This is a genomic window from Streptomyces sp. NBC_01012, assembly GCF_045162755.1.
Lineage (GTDB): Bacteria > Actinomycetota > Actinomycetes > Streptomycetales > Streptomycetaceae > Streptomyces.
This window is the reverse complement of sequence record NZ_CP108688.1, coordinates 2,566,097-2,582,640: the sequence shown is the minus strand read 5'-3', so window position 1 is coordinate 2,582,640 and position 16,544 is coordinate 2,566,097. Positions and strand designations below refer to the sequence as shown.

Genomic DNA, 16,544 nt, shown 5'->3' with positions numbered 1-16,544 from the left:
AGCTCGCCGTCGGCCAGGGTGCCGGCCTTCTCCAGGGTCTGGCCGGCGGCGGGAAGGGCCGTGCCGACCACCTTGCCGCCGGTCTCGTTCGCCACCTGGGAGCCCTGCTTCGACGTGGAGTCCAGCGTGCTGCTGAGTCCGGCACCGTCGAGCTGGGTGAGGCCGCCGAGCGCGGGGGTCTGCGGGAGTCCCGCGGCACCGGCGGCGCCGGCCGCGCCGACCACGGGGGCCGCAGCGGCGATCAGCAGCGCGGCACGGGCGATCCGGCGGGTCAGGGGGAGGGACATGATGCTCCTTCGGCGGGACGTCAACGGGTTCTCGGCGGATGTGGAATCCGCCTGTCCGGTGAATCGGACGCACTGAACAACCGGTCAGGGGGCGGGGAAGGTTGCGGGGCATCAAGGCAAAGACTGAGTAATGCGTCGGATAATCCGCAACGGAGGAACCCGGGCGAACAGTGCATTCGACGGCCACCTGATGAACCGTCACTTCCGGCCGTACGCAAGGGAATCCCTCCGCGCCGCGAGGTCGGTCGAGCGGTTGTGGAAGGGGGCGCCCGGCGGACCCCGAACGGCCCGTACGGATGACGGGGCGCACTGCTGAGCGAACCGCATTCGGCCCAGGCCGGCACCCCGCGCGGCGCCGGCGGTGGACGGGAGGGCAGCACCGGGACCGGGACGCGGGTCGCTTAGGCTCGTGGCCATGGATGGACACACGCTTGACCTCGCCCTGGACGGCCCGGAGCTCACCGCCCGGCTGGTCGACTTCCCGTCGGTCAGCGGGCAGGAGAAGGACCTCGCCGACGCCATCGAGGCGGCCCTGCGCCCGCTGCCGCACCTGACCGTCGACCGCCACGGCAACAACATCGTGGCCAGGACGCAGCTGGGCCGTGCCGAGCGTGTCGTGCTGGCGGGGCACATCGACACCGTCCCGATCGCGGACAACGTGCCGTCCAGGCTCGACGACGACGGGGTGCTGTGGGGCTGCGGCACCTCCGACATGAAGTCGGGCGTCGCCGTCCAGCTGCGCATCGCGGCGACGGTGCCCGACCCCAACCGCGACCTCACGTTCATCTTCTACGACAACGAAGAGGTCGCCGCCCACCTCAACGGCCTCGGACACGTGGCCGAGGCGCACCCCGAGTGGCTCGACGCGGACTTCGCCGTACTCCTGGAGGGCTCCAACGGCGAGGTGGAGGGCGGCTGCCAGGGCACGCTCCGGGTCCATCTGCGCTTCGAGGGCGAGCGCTCGCACTCCGCACGCGGCTGGATGGGGTCCAACGCGGTCCACGCCGCCGCTCCCGCGCTGGCCAAGCTGGCCGCGTACGAGCCGCGCCGCCCGGTCATCGACGGTCTTGAGTACCGCGAAGGCCTCAACGCCGTGGGCATCGAGGGCGGCGTCGCCACCAACGTCATCCCGGACGCCTGCACCGTGGTCGTCAACTACCGCTACGCCCCGGACATCACGGCCGAGCAGGCGGAGGCGCACGTCCAGGAGGTCTTCGCCGACTGCGGTGTGGCCGAGTTCGTCGTGGACGACCACACGGGCGCCGCGATGCCCGGCCTCTCGCACCCTGCCGCCAAGGCGTTCATGGACGCGGTCGGCGGCGTCGCGCGGCCCAAGTTCGGCTGGACCGACGTGTCCCGTTTCGGCTCCCTGGGCATCCCGGCGGTGAACTACGGACCGGGCGACCCGCTGTTCGCACACAAGCGCGACGAGCATGTGCGGGTCGAAAGGATCACGCACTGCGAGGAGCGCCTCCGCTCCTGGCTCACCAGCTGACCCACGGCATTCCCCTGCGTGTAACCTCCGCCGATCTAGGCTTGGGCGATACACGCACATCGCAGGTCGGCGGAGGGAGCAGGTCATGGGCAACCCGGAGGACGCACGGATCCCCGAGGGCGCGCAGATTCCCGAGGGTGCGGTGAAGCCCGAGGAGCAGCGACTGGGGCCGGTTCTGCGCCGCAGGGACCAGGTCCAGCCGGGCACGACCGATCAGCGGCTGCTGGATTCGGAGGGCGACTCGGAGTGGGTCCACACCGACCCCTGGCGGGTCATGCGGATCCAGTCCGAGTTCGTGGAGGGATTCGGCGCGCTGGCGGAGCTGCCGAGCGCCATCAGCGTCTTCGGCTCGGCCCGCACGCCGGCGGACGGACCGGACTACGAGGCAGGCGTACAGATCGGCAAGGCGCTCGTCGAGGCGGGGTTCGCCGTCATCACGGGTGGCGGGCCCGGGGCCATGGAGGCCGCGAACAAGGGTGCCAGGGACGCCAAGGGCGTCTCCGTCGGACTCGGCATCGAGCTGCCCTTCGAGTCGGGGCTGAATCCACATGTCGACATCGGCGTCAACTTCCGGTACTTCTTCGTCCGCAAGACGATGTTCGTGAAGTACGCCCAGGGCTTCGTCGTGCTGCCCGGTGGCCTCGGCACCCTCGACGAGCTTTTCGAGGCGCTGACCCTGGTGCAGACGGGCAAGGTGACGCGCTTCCCGATCGTCCTGTTCGGCACGGCGTACTGGGGCGGTCTCGTGGACTGGCTGCGGGACACGGTGGTCGCGGGGGGCAAGGCGTCCGAGCGTGACCTGATGCTGTTCCACGTCACGGACGACGTGGACGAGGCGGTCCGGCTGGTCACCAAGGAAGTCGGCCGGTAGCCGGGGCGGTGCGCGGCGGTGCGGCCCAGGGTCTTTCGCCCGGATCGGCGAAGGGCCCTACGCCAGGCCCCGTCGCGCGACCGAGGGCGGCCGGTGGCCCGCGATGGACGCCACCATGTCCAGGACCTGCCGGGTCTCGGCCACCTCGTGCACCCGGTACACCTGCGCGCCCAGCCAAGCCGACACGGCCGTCGTCGCGAGCGTCCCGATCACGCGTTCCTTGACCGGCTTGTCGAGCGTCTCGCCGACGAAGTCCTTGTTGGAGAGCGAGACCAGTACGGGCCAGCCCGTGGCCGTCATCTCCTCCAGCCGACGCGTGGCCTCCAGCGAGTGCCGGGTGTTCTTCCCGAAGTCGTGCCCCGGGTCGATCATGATCCCGTCCGGCCTGACCCCGAGCTCCACGGCCCGCTCCGCGAGACCCAGGGTCACCCGCAGGATGTCCGCCATCACATCGTCGTAGGCGACCCGGTGCGGCCGGGTACGGGGCTCCGCGCCGCCCGCGTGCGTGCACACGAGCCCCGCTCCGTACCGCGCGGCCACCTCCGCCAGCTTCGGGTCGACGCCGCCCCAGGCGTCGTTCAGCAGGTCGGCCCCGGCCTCGCAGACCGCCTCACCCACGTCGTGCCGCCAGGTGTCCACGCTGATCACGACGTCCGGGTGGCGCCGGCGCACCTCGGCGACGAAACCGACCGTGCGGCGTGCCTCCTCCCGCGCCGTCACCTCCTCGCCGGGGCCGGCCTTCACCCCGCCGATGTCGATGATCGCGGCGCCCTCCGCCACGGCCTGCTCGACCCGGGAGAGCGCGGGCTCGTCGCGGAACGTCGCCCCCTGGTCGTAGAAGGAATCGGGGGTCCGGTTCACGATCGCCATGATCACCGGCTCGCGCGGCCCGAACTCCCGCCGCCCCAGCCTGAGCGCATCGCTTCGCATCCCTGCATTTCCTCCCTGGTAGCCCTTTGGCCCGCCTGCGACCCTTGGGGTCTTTCGTCTGGATCAGGCCGGGCTCGCGGGGTCCGGCACGCACATCTGCGGCGTTGTCGTCAATCAACAACGCTCCGCGTTGCCTCAATCCTCCGCCTTGCAGCTGCACGCACCGGACCCCGCTCCCTGATCCGGCCTGATCCAGACGAAAGACCCTAACTGTCGGTCCCGCATGGCACGATCTGACCCGGACAGGTATTCCGTTCCCCAGGAGATGCGCGTGTTCTGGTTCTTGCTGCTCACGATGGTCGTGGTCGTGGCCGCGGTCACGCTCGCGGTGGTCGGTGGAGGCAAAAGCGCGGTGCTGCAGGACGTCGAGCCCGAGCGGCTCACCGACCCGCTGCCCCTCGAGCGCCCCGTCGGCCGCGCCGATGTCGAGGCCATGCGGCTGCCCCTTGCCGTGCGCGGCTACCGCATGACGGACGTGGACGAGGCGCTCGGCAGACTCGGGGCGGAGCTCGCCGAGCGTGACGCCCACATCGCCGAGCTGGAATCGGCGCTCGCCGGGGCCCAGGCCACCGCGGTGAACGGCCCCGACCTGCTCAAGCGGCCCGAAGGACCGGCCGCAGCGGACGGTCCGCAGGACGAGGAGGGCGGGCGTTGAGCGGCGCCGAGCCCGCGGCGGACGGGCGGCTGCGCTGCCCCTGGGGCCTGTCCACGGAGGACTACCTCGCCTACCACGACACCGAGTGGGGCCGCCCCGTACACGGTGACGACGCGCTCTTCGAGCGGCTCTGCCTGGAGGCGTTCCAGTCGGGCCTGTCCTGGCTGACGATCCTGCGCCGCCGCGAGGGCTTCCGCAGCGCGTTCGCCGGATTCAAGATCTCCGCCGTCGCGGAGTTCACCGACGCCGACAAGCAACGCCTCCTCGCCGACGCCGGGATCATCCGCAACCGCGCGAAGATCGACGCCACCCTCGCCAACGCCAAGGTGCTGGCGGGCTGGGGCGAGGGCGAGCTGGACGCGCTCATCTGGTCCCACACACCCGACCCGGCCACGCGGCCGGCCCCGAGGACCCTCGCCGACGTACCGGCGATCACCCCCGAGTCGGCCGCGCTGGCCAAGGATCTGAAGAAGCGCTCGATCCGCTTCGTCGGCCCCACGACCGCGTACGCGCTGATGCAGGCATGCGGCCTCGTCGACGACCACCTGGCCGACTGCGTGGCCCGGCGCGAAGGCGCGTAGGCCCGCAGGCCCGGCTGCCGGGAGCCCGCCGGCCGCAGCGCCCTACCTGCCGAGATACTTCGGCCGCTGCTTGGCGAGGAATGCCTCGACCGCGATCGTGTGGTCCTGCGACGCGCCCGCCCTCGTCTGGAGTTCGTCCTCCTTCTCCAGGGTCTCGGCGAGCGAGTGCCCGGCGCCGTACGCCAGGGACGCCTTCAGGGCCGCGTACGCCACCGTCGGCCCGTCGGCCAGGGCGCGGGCGACCGTGTGCGCCTCCTTCGCCAGGTCGGCCGCGGGCACCACCTTGTTCGCGATGCCCAGCTCGTACGCCTCCTGGGCGGAGAGGGAGCGCGGGAAGAACAGCAGGTCTGCGGCGCGGCTCCCGCCGATCAGCCGGGGCAGGGTCCAGGAGACGCCCGAGTCCGCCGACAGCGCGACCCCGGCGAACGAGGTGTTGAAGGAGGCGGTGTCGGCGACCACGCGGTAGTCGGCGGCGAGCGCGAATCCGAAACCGGCTCCTGCGGCGACCCCGTTGACCCCCGCGACCACGGGCTTCTCCATCTCGGTGAGGGCGCGGACGATCGGGTTGTAGTGCTCCCGCACCGTGCTCAGGGCGTTGCCGCCCTCCGGCTCGCGCGCCTCGGCGAGCTTCGCGACGTGCTCCTTGAGGTCCTGGCCGACACAGAAGGCGCGCCCGGTGGCGGTGAGCAGAACCGCCCGCACCGCCGGGTCGTCAGCGACCGCCCGGAGGGAGTCGCGGAGTGCGGCCTTGGCGGCGGTGTTCATGGCGTTCATCGCGTCGGGACGATTGATCGTGATCGTCGCGAGCCCGTCGCTCACGTCCGTGAGCACCGTGTCAGCCGTGTCGGCCATTGCGGGGTCTCCTTCTGGGGTCCGGCAGCCTGTCCTGTCCAGGCAAGCATGGCGGACTCCAGGTGCCCCGGACATGTGCCGGGTCATGTGACCTGCGTCTAACGATTGGACCTCGGCTGAGGGCCGACGGTGGCGCAGTATCGCAGCCGGATCGCCGAATTAGGTGGTTTTGAGAGAGCGCGTTGTGCAAGCGATGCCGACCGATGTTGGTCATCGGGGTCTCTGATGCGGGATAATGCGGAGGAAGCATTGTGTTCGACGCCGGTGAGGCAGCGCCTGTCATGGGGCCGCCGGCTGCGATGAGCTGGTTTCAGGAAGGGGAACGAGCATGGCGGCCATGAAGCCGCGGACGGGCGACGGCCCGCTCGAGGTGACAAAGGAGGGGCGGGGCATCGTCATGCGCGTTCCGCTCGAAGGCGGCGGTCGGCTTGTCGTCGAGCTGACTCCGGACGAGGCCGATGCACTCGGTGACGCTCTCAAGAAGGTCGTCGGCTGAGGCGGAGGCGCCCACACTTCACTGCTGCCCCGGCACGGACCCCGTGCCGGGGCAGAGTCGTGTCGGGATCCGGGTGAGGGTGAGGCTCGGGCCGAGAGGGCCGAGAGGGCCGATGGACGGGGGGTCAGCCGCGCCGTACGGCGCACAGCAGGCCGTCGCCCACCGGCAGCAGCGTCGCCATGAGCTCCTGGCTCTCGCGCACGGCCCGCAGCAGTTCACGCAGGCGCAGCACCTCGGCCGGCTGCGCCGCCGAGTCGATCGTGCGGCCGTCGGCGAAGACGCCCTCGAAGCAGACCAGGCCGCCGGGCCGCAGCAGGCGCAACGATTCGGCGAGGCAGTCGAGGCTCTCCAGCCGGTCGCCGTCGCAGAAGACGAGGTCGTATCCGCCGTCCGCGAGCCGCGGCAGGACGTCGAGGGCGCGCCCCGGGATGAAACGGGCCCGGTTCGTGGCGAAGCCGGCCGCGCGGAAGGCCTCACGGGCGAACTGCTGGCGCTCGGGTTCCGGGTCGACGGTGGTCAGGACGCCGTCAGGGCGCATGCCCTGCAACAGATAGATTCCGGACACGCCCGTCCCGGTGCCGATCTCGGCCACCGCCTTGGCGTCCGCGGTGGCGGCGAGCAGGCGCAGTGCCGCACCGGTGCCCGACGACACCGGGCGCAGCCCTGAGTCCTGGGCCCGGTCCCGGGCCCAGAGCAGAGCTTCTTCCTCGGCGACAAAGGCGTCGGCGAATGCCCAGCTCGTCTGCCGGTTGGCGGTAATGACCCTCTCCTGTCCCCGTAGTTGGCGCAACGGTGACTGTATCCGCTGGACCCGGGAACCCGCAGATGGGACCGGGCGTTATGAAGGGGCGGAGGAGAACACATGGACCGGACCCTGCGGCCGGGCCCGGAATGTGCCTCTTGCTCCCGGGGACACCGGGACACCAGCAGGTAAAAAGGCTTATCCGGAGCTAACGGGCGAGGTGGCTATGGTAGGGGCTCCACTGGACACCACCAGAGCCGATAGGGGAGGTGCGGCTGCGCCTGTGGATCGGAGGGGTGCGCTGCGGCGCTTCCTCAGGTCGGCGGGTGAGCCGAAATCCGTGACCAACATTGCTGACCGTTCTTCCAACGATTCCGCACCGACCGCGACCTTCGCCTCAGATGCGGAATCCCAGGCGTGGACCCCGCCCTCATGGGAAGAGATCGTCAGCACGCACAGCGCCCGTGTGTACCGCCTCGCCTACCGGCTGACGGGAAACCAGCACGACGCCGAGGACCTCACCCAGGAAGTCTTCGTCCGCGTCTTCAGGTCGCTGTCGACCTACACGCCCGGCACTTTCGAGGGCTGGCTGCACAGGATCACGACGAATCTCTTCCTGGACATGGTCCGCCGCAAGCAGCGGATCCGTTTCGACTCCCTCGGGGACGACGCGGCGGAGCGGCTGCCGAGCCGTGAGCCGTCCCCGCAGCAGGTCTTCAACGACACACACTTCGACGCGGACGTGCAGCAGGCGCTGGACACCCTCGCGCCCGAGTTCCGTGCCGCGGTCGTCCTGTGCGACATCGAAGGCCTCTCCTACGAGGAGATCGCCGCCACCCTCGGCGTCAAGCTCGGGACGGTGCGCAGCCGCATCCACCGTGGCCGCTCCCACCTGCGCAAGGCGCTCAAGCACCGTTCGCCCGAGGCCCGAGCCGAGCAGCGTCTCCTGGCGGACGCGGTCCTGGCAGGGGAGGGCGGCGCGGCGTGAGTGGCACAGGCCCCACCCCCGCGGAGCAGCATCTGGGGGACCGGCTCGCCGCGCTTGTCGACGGTGAGCTCAAACACGACGCCCGGGAGCGGGTGCTCGCCCATCTGGCGACATGTGCCAGATGCAAGGCCGAGGCCGACGCCCAGCGGCGGCTGAAGAGCGCTTTCGCGACCTCCGCCGCACCTTCGCCGTCCGAGGGGTTCCTCGCCCGCCTCCAGGGTCTCCCCGGGGGCCCCAGCAGTGGGGACGACGGCCCGGACGACGGCGTCAACGGTCATCGGCGCTTCGGTGACGGAGTCTTCCCCGTGCTTCAGCCCGGCGGGCCCGCGGACTCCGCGCGCTCACCCCTGGGCGGTTTCGGCTATCTCCCCACGGCCCACGGCTCGACCGCCGTACTGCCCGGCGGATCGTCCGGCACGGGTTTCCGCATCCATGACGTGAGCCGGGAAGCCGAGCGTTCCCCCTGGCGTGCCCGGCGCTTCGCGTTCGTCGCGGCCAGCGCGGTCTCGCTCGCGGCCATCGCGCTCGGAGGTTCGCTCCCGCTCGACCACACCACCGAGGCACCGCTCAGCGCCGAAGGCGCGGGCACCAGCACGACCCCGCTCGACGCCGACGAGCGGACCGGCAGCGCCAGTGCGGCGGCCAGCCGCAGCGGTGGCGGTGCCCTCGCCGCCGGAGTGGGCCAGGACGTCAGGCCGAGCGCCGCGCCGTTCTCCTCCGCCCAGCCGGCCTCTGCGCCCTCGCTGCTGAGCAACTCGGCGCTCACCGGGGGCACGTTCGCCTTCCCCGTGCTGAATGTGGCCGTGCCGCCACTGATACGCCCGACCGACGCGGGCCCGCTGTACTCCACCGCCTTCGGCGCGGACCCGGAGCCCTCCGCTTCGGCCTCGGCCGCGGCCTCCACGCCGTCGCCGCACGACCGCGCGATGCCGCTCACGCCCCTGCGCTGACACCACGAGGACACCGCACCGGGCCGGGAGCCTGCGCGCGGATTCGCAAACCTGGTTGAATTCCGGGAGGAACGCCTCTGTGGGGCGTGCAAGGGCCAGTTGCGGGGAGAGCATGGACGACGGGAAGCCCAGCGGGCCGAAGACGAAGTGGTGGAGCCGTCCCTCGACGGAGCGGAGCCACCCGGCCGGACCGGAGGACGCCGTACCCACGGCAGCCGGAGAGCCGCCCGCACCCGTGACCGCGTCCGACCCGGTCGCCGGGACGACGGACGGCGACTACACGCCCGCACCCCCTGACCCCGCCCCCGCCGCCGAGCCGCCGGCGCACCGTACGCAGCCGCTGCACGCGCCCGACGAGTACAGCACCCCGCCCTACGGCGGTCCCGGGCCATGGGCGCCCGCGCCGCCCGTGCAGCGCCCGGTGCCGACCCCGGCCCAGGGGACTCCCGTACCGCCGCCGTACTCCGGGACCAGTGGGCACGGCCTCGCGGCAGCCCCGCCGCCGCCCCCGCACACCGTGCCGCAACAGCCCACACCGCCGCCCCCGCCCACGCAGACGGCCCCAGGGCCCCAGCAGCCCTCCCAATGGCTGCGGTACGACCCCTGGGGTACGCCCCAGCAGCCGTTGAGCCACCCGGGCCCCGGCCAGGGGACCGAAGCCGGGGCGCGCGGAGGCCGCCGAGGGTCGTTGTTCCTCGGGGCGGTGCTGCTCGCACTCGTGGCCGGCGGGATCGGTGGCGGAATCGGTTCGTACATCGAGCGCAACGGCGGTCTGACCACGGTCGAACTGCCCCAGGCCGGCCGGGACAGCGGCGGCCGGGCACCCGACAGCGTCGCCGGGATCGCCGCCAGCGCCCTGCCCGGCGTGGTCACCCTGCGCGTGAACGGCACCGCCGAATCCGGTACGGGCACCGGCTTCGTGCTCGACGACAAGGGCCACATCCTCACCAACAACCATGTGGTCGCCCCCGCGGGCTCCACCGGCGAGATCACCGTCACCTTCAGCAGCGGGGAGAGCGTGCCCGCCGAGCTCGTCGGCAAGGACAGCGGATACGACCTGGCCGTCGTCAAGGTCAACGGCGTCTCGGGGCTCAAGCCGCTGCCCCTGGGGAACTCCGACAACGTGCAGGTGGGCGACCCGGTGGTGGCCATCGGCGCACCCTTCGACCTGTCCAACACGGTCACCTCCGGCATCATCAGCGCCAAGCAGCGGCCCATCACCGCGGGCGGCGAGAAGGGCGACGGCAGCGACGTCAGCTACGTCGACGCCCTCCAGACCGACGCGCCGATCAATCCGGGCAATTCCGGCGGCCCCCTGGTCGACTCCGAGGCCCGCGCCATCGGCATCAACAGCGCCATCCGCGCCGCCGACAGCGGATCCGCTCTCGACGGCAGCCAGTCCGGCTCCATCGGCCTCGGCTTCGCGATACCGATCAACCAGGGCAAGCGGGTCGCCGAGGAACTGATCAACACGGGCAAGGCCACCCACCCCGTGATCGGCGTCACGCTGGACATGGAGTTCACCGGCGACGGGGCCAAGGTCGGCGGCGAGGGAGCCGGCGGCGCGGCGGCGGTGACCAAGGGCGGCCCGGCCGACAAGGCCGGCATCAGGTCGGGCGACATCATCACCGAGGTGGAGGGCCAGCGTGTACACAGCGGCGAGGAACTGATCATCAAGATCCGCGCCCACCGGCCGGGTGACCGGCTCGGGCTCGTCCTGACCCGCGGTGGTAAAGACCTGTCCATGACTTTGACGCTGGGTTCGGCAAGCGGCACCTGACGGCCACCGGCAGGTACCGCGCGGACAGCTCCGCCGGGTACCGTGGAGCCGGTCCGGGCCCCTGATGACCTGGCGGCGGAAACTCACGGAGACCACGCAGAGAACACGAGGAGCAGCAAGGTGTTCAATGACATAGGCGCACTCGAGCTGCTGACGCTCGTGGTTCTCGCCGTGCTCGTATTCGGCCCGGAGAAGCTGCCGAAGGTCATCCAGGACGTCACGCGCACCATCCGTAAGATCCGTGAGTTCTCGGACAGTGCCAAGGAAGACATCCGCTCGGAGCTCGGACCCCAGTTCAAGGACTTCGAGTTCGAGGACCTCAACCCCAAGACGTTCGTCCGTAAGCAGCTGATGGACGGCAACGACGACCTGGGGCTCAAGGAGATCCGCGAGAGCTTCGACCTGCGCAAGGAGATGGCCGAGGTCACCGACGCGGTGAACGGCCGCGAGAGCGCCTCGGCCGTCGCGGCGGCGGATGTCGCCCCCGCCGCCGTGGAGGGGGCCCCCGCGGCCAAGCCGGACCTTCTCAAGAAGCCCGCGCAGCCGGTCAAGGACGAGCGCCCGCCCTTCGACGCAGACGCCACCTGAGACCCGTCAATCCCGACTCGTCCGGAGGGTATGGCTATTCTCCATCTGTCCGGTTGCGAGTTGCCCATGCCCACGGGGGGAGGGCCGCTCCGGATCAGTGACAGATCGAGGAGGCGGCCGGGCAGATGGAGACGACGAGTCGGGAGGGGGCGGACGATGCGCCCAACGCAGTCACCGCAGAAGGGGTGCAGGCGCCCCGGCGTTCTGTCGACGGCTATCTCAAGGCGCCGTTCCCCTGGTACGGGCTGGACGAGGCCTTCACGGGGCAGCGCTGGCTGATGCACGTCACCGCAGCCGCGGACGACACGGTGCACCACGGTTCCACCGGGCACGGCGAGGAGCCCGTCGTACGGGCCGACGCGGGTGCGGAGAGGGCGCGTTTCGCGGTCGTCGTGACCGTGGGCAGCAGCCCCGTGCGGGACAGCGACGACGGTACGGGGGTGCTGGACGCCACCACGGTCTCGTCGGCGGCCTGGCTGGCGGGCTCGGGCCTGCTGGAATCCACCTGGCCCCCGCAGATGGACCACACCCTGCGCGGCGAATGGCTGAACCAGCAGACCGAAATCGCGTTCGAGCTGGCGGACGATCTCGACCAGGAGCCCTGGTCGACGCTGTCCCTCCCGGTGGACGGCGTGCCGGTGGACTTCCACTACCGCGAGTCCGAGTTCGGCTGGGTGCTCGCGGGCTCGGCCCCCGAGGGGGTGCACATCGGCGCGTACGGGCGCGGGATGAGCGCCTACGGCCTGGGATTCGCGGTGATCGGCGACATCGCCTCGTACGAGCACTGAGCGAGGGGCCCGGGCACCACGCCCGGGCTCCACGCACAAGGGTGGGGCGGCCCCTCCGGAGGCCGCTCCACCCTTGTGCGTGCTTCAGAACTTGTTGCGCGGGGTGAGCCCCAGCGACATGCCCGACAGACCGCGCTGACGGCCGCTCAGCTTCTCGGCGACGGAACGCAGCGCGGAGCCGGCGGGGGAGTCCGGGTCGGACAGGACGATGGGCTTGCCCTCGTCGCCGCCCTCACGCAGCCGTACGTCGATCGGGACGGAGCCCAGGACCGGCACCTCGGCGCCGACCGTCTGCGTCAGCCCGTCGGCGACCCTCTGCCCGCCGCCCGAACCGAACACGTCGACGATCTCGTCGCAGTGCGGGCACGGCATGCCCGACATGTTCTCGACGACACCGACGATCTTCTGGTGGGTCTGCACGGCGATGGACCCGGCCCGCTCGGCCACCTCGGCGGCGGCCTGCTGCGGGGTCGTGACGACCAGGATCTCGGCGTTCGGGACGAGCTGCGCCACGGAGATCGCGATGTCACCCGTGCCGGGCGGCAGGTCGAGCAGCAGGACGTCCAGGTCGCCCCAGTACACATCGGCGAGGAACTGCTGCAAGGCGCGGTGCAGCATGGGACCGCGCCACACCACCGGGGCGTTCCCCGGGGTGAACATGCCGATGGAGATCACCTTCACGCCGTGCGAGGACGGCGGCATGATCATGTTCTCGACCTGGGTGGGCTTGGCGTCCGTGCCGAGCATCCGGGGCACGCTGTGCCCGTAGATGTCCGCGTCGACCACGCCGACCTTGAGGCCGTCCGCCGCCATCGCCGCCGCGAGGTTCACCGTCACCGAGGACTTGCCGACGCCGCCCTTGCCGGACGCGACCGCGTAGACGCGGGTCAGCGAGCCGGGCTTGGCGAACGGCACCTCCCGCTCCGCCGTGCCGCCGCGCAGCGAGGAGGCGAGCTCCTTGCGCTGCTCGTCGCTCATCACGTCGAGCGTGACCTCGACCCGTGACACACCTTCGACGCGGGCCACCGCGTCGGTGACGTTCTTGGTGATCGTCTCGCGCATCGGGCAGCCGGAAACCGTGAGATACACGGTGACAGCGACTACACCGTCAGGATCGATCTCGACCGACTTCACCATGCCCAGCTCGGTGATCGGGCGGTGGATCTCCGGGTCGTTCACTGTCGCCAGTGCTTCGCGCACCGCGTCTTCCGTAGCCATACCGACGAGGATACGGCGCTGCGGGCTACGCGCGGGTAGCCCCCTAGCGGTCTCCTTCGTCACTCTCGGGCCGCCCGAGGATCCGGCGCTCCTCCATGTCCTTCACCATGGCCTCCAGCTCCGAGCGGATCCAGTCACGCGTGGCGACCTCCCCGAGGCCCATCCGGAGCGCGGCGATCTCCCGGCTGAGGTATTCCGTGTCCGCGATCGAGCGCTCGTTCTGCTTGCGGTCCTGCTCGTGGGTGACCCGGTCGCGGTCGTCCTGGCGGTTCTGCGCGAGGAGGATCAGCGGGGCCGCGTACGAGGCCTGGAGGGACAGGGCCAGGGTCAGGAAGATGAACGGGTACTCGTCGAACCGGACTTCCTTCGGCGCGATGATGTTCCACGCCACCCACAGGATGATGATCAGGGTCATCCAGACGATGAACCGCCCGGTGCCCAGGAAGCGGGCGATGCGCTCGGAGAACCGGCCGAACGCCTCGGGGTCGTACTCGGGCAGCAGCCGGCGCCGTGGAGCCCGTGGCTGGTCGAGCCGGGACCGCGGCGGGCGCACGATGCCCGACGCACCCGTCGCCACCGCCCTCGCGCGGTCGTCAGCCGGCACCGGTGATCTCCTCCTCGCCCTGGAAGTCGGTCTCGCGCCAGTCGTCCGGCAGCAGGTGGTCCAGTACGTCGTCGACCGTCACCGCACCCAGCAGCGAGCCGCTCTCGTCCACCACCGGTGCCGAGACCAGGTTGTACGCCGCCAGATAGCTGGTCACGGCGGGCAGCTCGGTGTCCGGCGGCAGGGGAACCAGATCACTGTCGACGATCGAGCTGACCAGGGTGAACGGTGGATCCCGCAGCAGCCGCTGGAAGTGCACGGTGCCCAGATACTTCCCGGTGGGGGTCTCGTCCGGCGACCGGCACACGTACACCTGGGCGGCCAGCGCGGGGGAGAGGTCCTGCTGGCGGACCCTGGCCAGCGCGTCAGCGACGGTCGCGTCGGGCCGCAGGATGATCGGCTCGGTCGTCATCAGCCCGCCGGCGGTCCGCTCCTCGTACGAGAGCAGACGCCGCACATCGGCCGCGTCGTCCGGCCGCATCAGGGCCAGCAGCCGTTCCTTGTCCGCCTCGGGCAGCTCCGCGAGCAGGTCGGCAGCGTCGTCCGGGTCCATCGCCTCCAGGACGTCCGCGGCGCGGTCCTCCTCCAGCTCGCCGATGATCTCCACCTGGTCGTCACCAGGGAGCTCCTCCAGGACGTCGGCGAGCCGGTCGTCGTCCAGGGCGGCGGCGACCTCGGCGCGGCGCTTCGGCGTCAGATGGTGCATGGCGTTGGCGACATCGGTGGGGCGCAGCCGTTCGAAGGTCGCCACCAGGTTCTCGGCGCCCTGCCCCTGCTCCTCCAGCGAGAAGCCGCTGATCGCCGACCACTCCACGGTCAGAGTCTCGCCCTTGCGGCGCAGGGCCCCGCCGCGCCCCTTGCGTACGAAGAACTTGTCGATCTCCCAGTCGCGGCGGGCCGGGAGCTGCTGGATGGCGACGTCGAGCACGGTCACCTCCTCGTCCGTCTCCTTGAGGCGGACCCGCCGGTCGAGGAACTCGCCGAGGACCAGTCGCTCGGTCGGGCGCTGCTCGAAGCGCCGCATGTTGACCACGCCCGTGGTGATGACCTGGCCCGACTCGACGCCCGTCACCCGGGTCATCGGCAGGAAGATGCGCCGCCGGCTCACGACCTCGACGACCATGCCGAGCAGCCGTGGCGGCCTCCCGCCGACCCGGAGCATCGCCACCAGGTCGCGGACCCGGCCGACCTGGTCACCGTTCGGGTCGAACACCGGTACGCCGGTGAGGTGCGAGACGAAGACCCGGGGCGTGACTGCCGCCATCCTGTGCGCCTCCCTCTGTCCCTCACATCCTCCTTTGCCATGATCAGGCTAGCCCGTACCGGTCCGTGACGCTCTCATGGGCCGTCCGTACGGAGCTCTGCCGAACGGCGTACGCGGCACGGGTACGCTGCCGTCTGCCAACCCCCGACACACAGACGAGAGGCAGTGCGCCGTGACCTCTTCCGCCCCGGCCGTCCGGGCCCGCCGCCGGACCGCTTTCGCCGTGGTGCTCTGCGCGGGGCTGACCGTCGCACTCACGGCCTGCGCGGGCGACGACCCGGACGAGGGCACCAACGGCGTGGGCAAGCTGACGGCAGCACAGATCGAGAAGAGGACGCGGGCCGCCGCCGATGGCGCGGACGCCGTGCGGCTCACCGGCAAGCTGGTCAGCAAGGGCGGGACGTACGCCCTGGACATGCAGCTCAGCAGCAAGGGCGGCATGGGCTCGGTCACCTCGAAGAAGAACACGTTCGCGCTGCTGAGGGTCGGTGACGAGCTCTTCCTCAAGGCCGACGCGGGCTTCTGGAAGGCCGAGAAGGCCGACGACAGGAGCGACCAGGCCGCCGACAAGCTCGACGGCAAGTACGTGAAGGTCCCCGAGGACGACCCCGCCTACAAGCAGCTGCGCGGTTTCACGGAGAAGAAGACGCTGCTCGACGGCATGCTGACGCTGCACGGGAAGGTCGACAAGGGCGACCGGGACACGATCGGCGGGGTGCGCACCGTGCAGATCCTGGGCGGAAAGGGTGAGGGGGGCGCACTGGACGTCTCCCTCAAGGGCACCCCGTACCCCCTGCGGGTGGCACGCGGTGGCGGTGGCGGGACCGTCACCCTGGCCGACTGGGGCAAGACCTTCCCGCTGGAGGCGCCGGCCGAGAAGGCCACCGTCGACTACGGCGGCGAGCTGCCCAGGTCCTCCGGCTGACGCAGCCGGTCAACGCCTCCCGCGGCGCTTCAGCAGCAGCCGGGGGAGCGCGGGCGGTGCCGTCTGCCGGGTGGTCGCCCCGGTGGGCAGCGGCGGCGCGGCCTGCGAGGTCCCCGGCAGATCCGTACGGGATTCACCGGGTGTCAGCCGTACGATCCGGCATTCACGCGCCCAGCGCTCCGTCATCAGGTCGGCGTCCGGGGCGTTCAGCCGCTTGCCCCTGAGCTCGCCGACCGCCGCCTCCCAGGCCTCGGAGTGCGGATCGAGCACCTCGACGGCGGCGGACCAGACCACGAGCCTGCCGCCCTTGTCCTTGCTGCGCACGGTCACCTCGGCGACCGCACCGGCGTCGACACCGGGGGGCAGCGGCTGCTCCCCGGGGCCGTCCCCGACGAGCACGGCCGCACCCTCGTGCCACACGTGCCACAGCGCCCGGGAGGGGCCGGTGCCCCGCACCCAGATCAGGCCGGACTTCTTGGTGGCCTCCTCGACGAGAGCCCGGGACAGCAACACGTCAGCAGCAGTCATGG

The 16,544-nt window shown here is 71.2% G+C and carries 18 protein-coding genes and 1 pseudogene; 11 read left to right on the top strand and 8 right to left on the bottom strand.

Going from position 1 to position 16,544, the window contains the following annotated elements; translation table 11 throughout:
- Positions 1-11: 11 nt before the first annotated feature.
- Positions 12-287, bottom strand: a pseudogene (locus OG623_RS11275) (ATP-binding protein); the annotation flags it as partial.
- A 415-nt stretch (positions 288-702) separates the two neighbouring features.
- On the opposite strand from OG623_RS11275, the gene dapE reads away from it, so the two are divergent.
- Together dapE and OG623_RS11265 are read left to right on the top strand one after the other, a co-directional pair.
- On the top strand, positions 703-1,782 hold the full coding sequence (dapE, locus tag OG623_RS11270; RefSeq protein WP_406146117.1) for a succinyl-diaminopimelate desuccinylase: 1,080 nt from the start codon (positions 703-705) through the stop codon (positions 1,780-1,782).
- Positions 1,783-1,867: 85 nt separating this feature from the next.
- A complete protein-coding gene (locus OG623_RS11265; RefSeq protein WP_406146116.1) occupies positions 1,868-2,653 on the top strand; it encodes a TIGR00730 family Rossman fold protein in 786 nt (261 codons plus the stop codon).
- Positions 2,654-2,710: 57 nt separating this feature from the next.
- Here the strand turns inward: OG623_RS11265 and folP are convergent, their stop codons facing one another.
- Positions 2,711-3,583, bottom strand: a complete 873-nt coding sequence (gene folP, locus OG623_RS11260) for a dihydropteroate synthase (RefSeq protein WP_406146115.1) — start codon at positions 3,581-3,583, stop codon at positions 2,711-2,713.
- A gap of 265 nt (positions 3,584-3,848) precedes the next feature.
- Here folP and OG623_RS11255 point away from each other — a divergent pair, with 265 nt between their 5' ends.
- A complete protein-coding gene (locus tag OG623_RS11255; protein WP_406146114.1) occupies positions 3,849-4,238 on the top strand; it encodes a cell division protein DivIVA in 390 nt (129 codons plus the stop codon).
- Positions 4,235-4,819, top strand: a complete 585-nt coding sequence (locus OG623_RS11250) for a DNA-3-methyladenine glycosylase I (protein ID WP_406146113.1) — start codon at positions 4,235-4,237, stop codon at positions 4,817-4,819. Before OG623_RS11255 ends, OG623_RS11250 begins: the two co-directional genes overlap by 4 nt.
- Positions 4,820-4,861: 42 nt before the next feature.
- Here OG623_RS11250 and OG623_RS11245 read toward each other — a convergent pair whose 3' ends face one another.
- Positions 4,862-5,671, bottom strand: a complete 810-nt coding sequence (locus tag OG623_RS11245) for an enoyl-CoA hydratase/isomerase family protein (protein ID WP_406146112.1) — start codon at positions 5,669-5,671, stop codon at positions 4,862-4,864.
- Between the two features lie 328 nt (positions 5,672-5,999).
- Between OG623_RS11245 and OG623_RS11240 the strand changes: the two genes are divergently transcribed.
- Positions 6,000-6,167 (top strand): DUF3117 domain-containing protein, encoded by a 168-nt coding sequence (locus tag OG623_RS11240; protein ID WP_003966491.1) that lies wholly within the window; start codon positions 6,000-6,002, stop codon positions 6,165-6,167.
- A 124-nt stretch (positions 6,168-6,291) separates the two neighbouring features.
- Here the strand turns inward: OG623_RS11240 and OG623_RS11235 are convergent, their stop codons facing one another.
- Complete coding sequence (locus tag OG623_RS11235) at positions 6,292-6,957, bottom strand: O-methyltransferase (protein WP_406146111.1); 666 nt, start codon at positions 6,955-6,957, stop codon at positions 6,292-6,294.
- Positions 6,958-7,135: 178 nt separating this feature from the next.
- On the opposite strand from OG623_RS11235, the gene sigE reads away from it, so the two are divergent.
- From sigE to OG623_RS11210, 5 genes are all read left to right on the top strand, one after another.
- Entirely contained in the window at positions 7,136-7,897 is a 762-nt protein-coding gene (sigE, locus tag OG623_RS11230) for an RNA polymerase sigma factor SigE (protein ID WP_406146110.1), read from the top strand.
- Positions 7,894-8,847 (top strand): anti-sigma factor family protein, encoded by a 954-nt coding sequence (locus OG623_RS11225; protein ID WP_406146109.1) that lies wholly within the window; start codon positions 7,894-7,896, stop codon positions 8,845-8,847. The genes sigE and OG623_RS11225 overlap by 4 nt, the downstream gene beginning before the upstream one ends.
- Positions 8,848-8,959: 112 nt before the next feature.
- Positions 8,960-10,627, top strand: coding sequence for a S1C family serine protease (locus tag OG623_RS11220; protein ID WP_406146108.1), 1,668 nt, complete (start codon positions 8,960-8,962; stop codon positions 10,625-10,627).
- Between the two features lie 120 nt (positions 10,628-10,747).
- Positions 10,748-11,215 (top strand): sec-independent translocase, encoded by a 468-nt coding sequence (locus OG623_RS11215; protein ID WP_406146107.1) that lies wholly within the window; start codon positions 10,748-10,750, stop codon positions 11,213-11,215.
- A gap of 125 nt (positions 11,216-11,340) precedes the next feature.
- Positions 11,341-12,003, top strand: coding sequence for a hypothetical protein (locus OG623_RS11210; protein WP_406146106.1), 663 nt, complete (start codon positions 11,341-11,343; stop codon positions 12,001-12,003).
- A gap of 84 nt (positions 12,004-12,087) precedes the next feature.
- Here the strand turns inward: OG623_RS11210 and OG623_RS11205 are convergent, their stop codons facing one another.
- Genes OG623_RS11205 through OG623_RS11195 form a run of 3 tightly spaced genes read right to left on the bottom strand, consistent with a single transcriptional unit; the run spans position 12,088 to position 15,089 of the window.
- Complete coding sequence (locus OG623_RS11205) at positions 12,088-13,221, bottom strand: Mrp/NBP35 family ATP-binding protein (RefSeq protein WP_406146105.1); 1,134 nt, start codon at positions 13,219-13,221, stop codon at positions 12,088-12,090.
- A gap of 43 nt (positions 13,222-13,264) precedes the next feature.
- Complete coding sequence (locus OG623_RS11200; RefSeq protein ID WP_406146104.1) at positions 13,265-13,825, bottom strand: DUF1003 domain-containing protein; 561 nt, start codon at positions 13,823-13,825, stop codon at positions 13,265-13,267.
- Positions 13,815-15,089 carry a magnesium transporter MgtE N-terminal domain-containing protein gene (locus tag OG623_RS11195; RefSeq protein WP_406146103.1) on the bottom strand — a complete coding sequence of 425 codons (1,275 nt, stop codon included), beginning with the start codon at positions 15,087-15,089 and terminating at the stop codon, positions 13,815-13,817. The genes OG623_RS11200 and OG623_RS11195 overlap by 11 nt, the downstream gene beginning before the upstream one ends.
- A gap of 172 nt (positions 15,090-15,261) precedes the next feature.
- Between OG623_RS11195 and OG623_RS11190 the strand changes: the two genes are divergently transcribed.
- Positions 15,262-16,014, top strand: coding sequence for a hypothetical protein (locus OG623_RS11190; RefSeq protein WP_406146102.1), 753 nt, complete (start codon positions 15,262-15,264; stop codon positions 16,012-16,014).
- Between the two features lie 9 nt (positions 16,015-16,023).
- Here the strand turns inward: OG623_RS11190 and OG623_RS11185 are convergent, their stop codons facing one another.
- Positions 16,024-16,542 carry a hypothetical protein gene (locus OG623_RS11185; RefSeq protein ID WP_406146101.1) on the bottom strand — a complete coding sequence of 173 codons (519 nt, stop codon included), beginning with the start codon at positions 16,540-16,542 and terminating at the stop codon, positions 16,024-16,026.
- Positions 16,543-16,544: the final 2 nt, after the last annotated feature.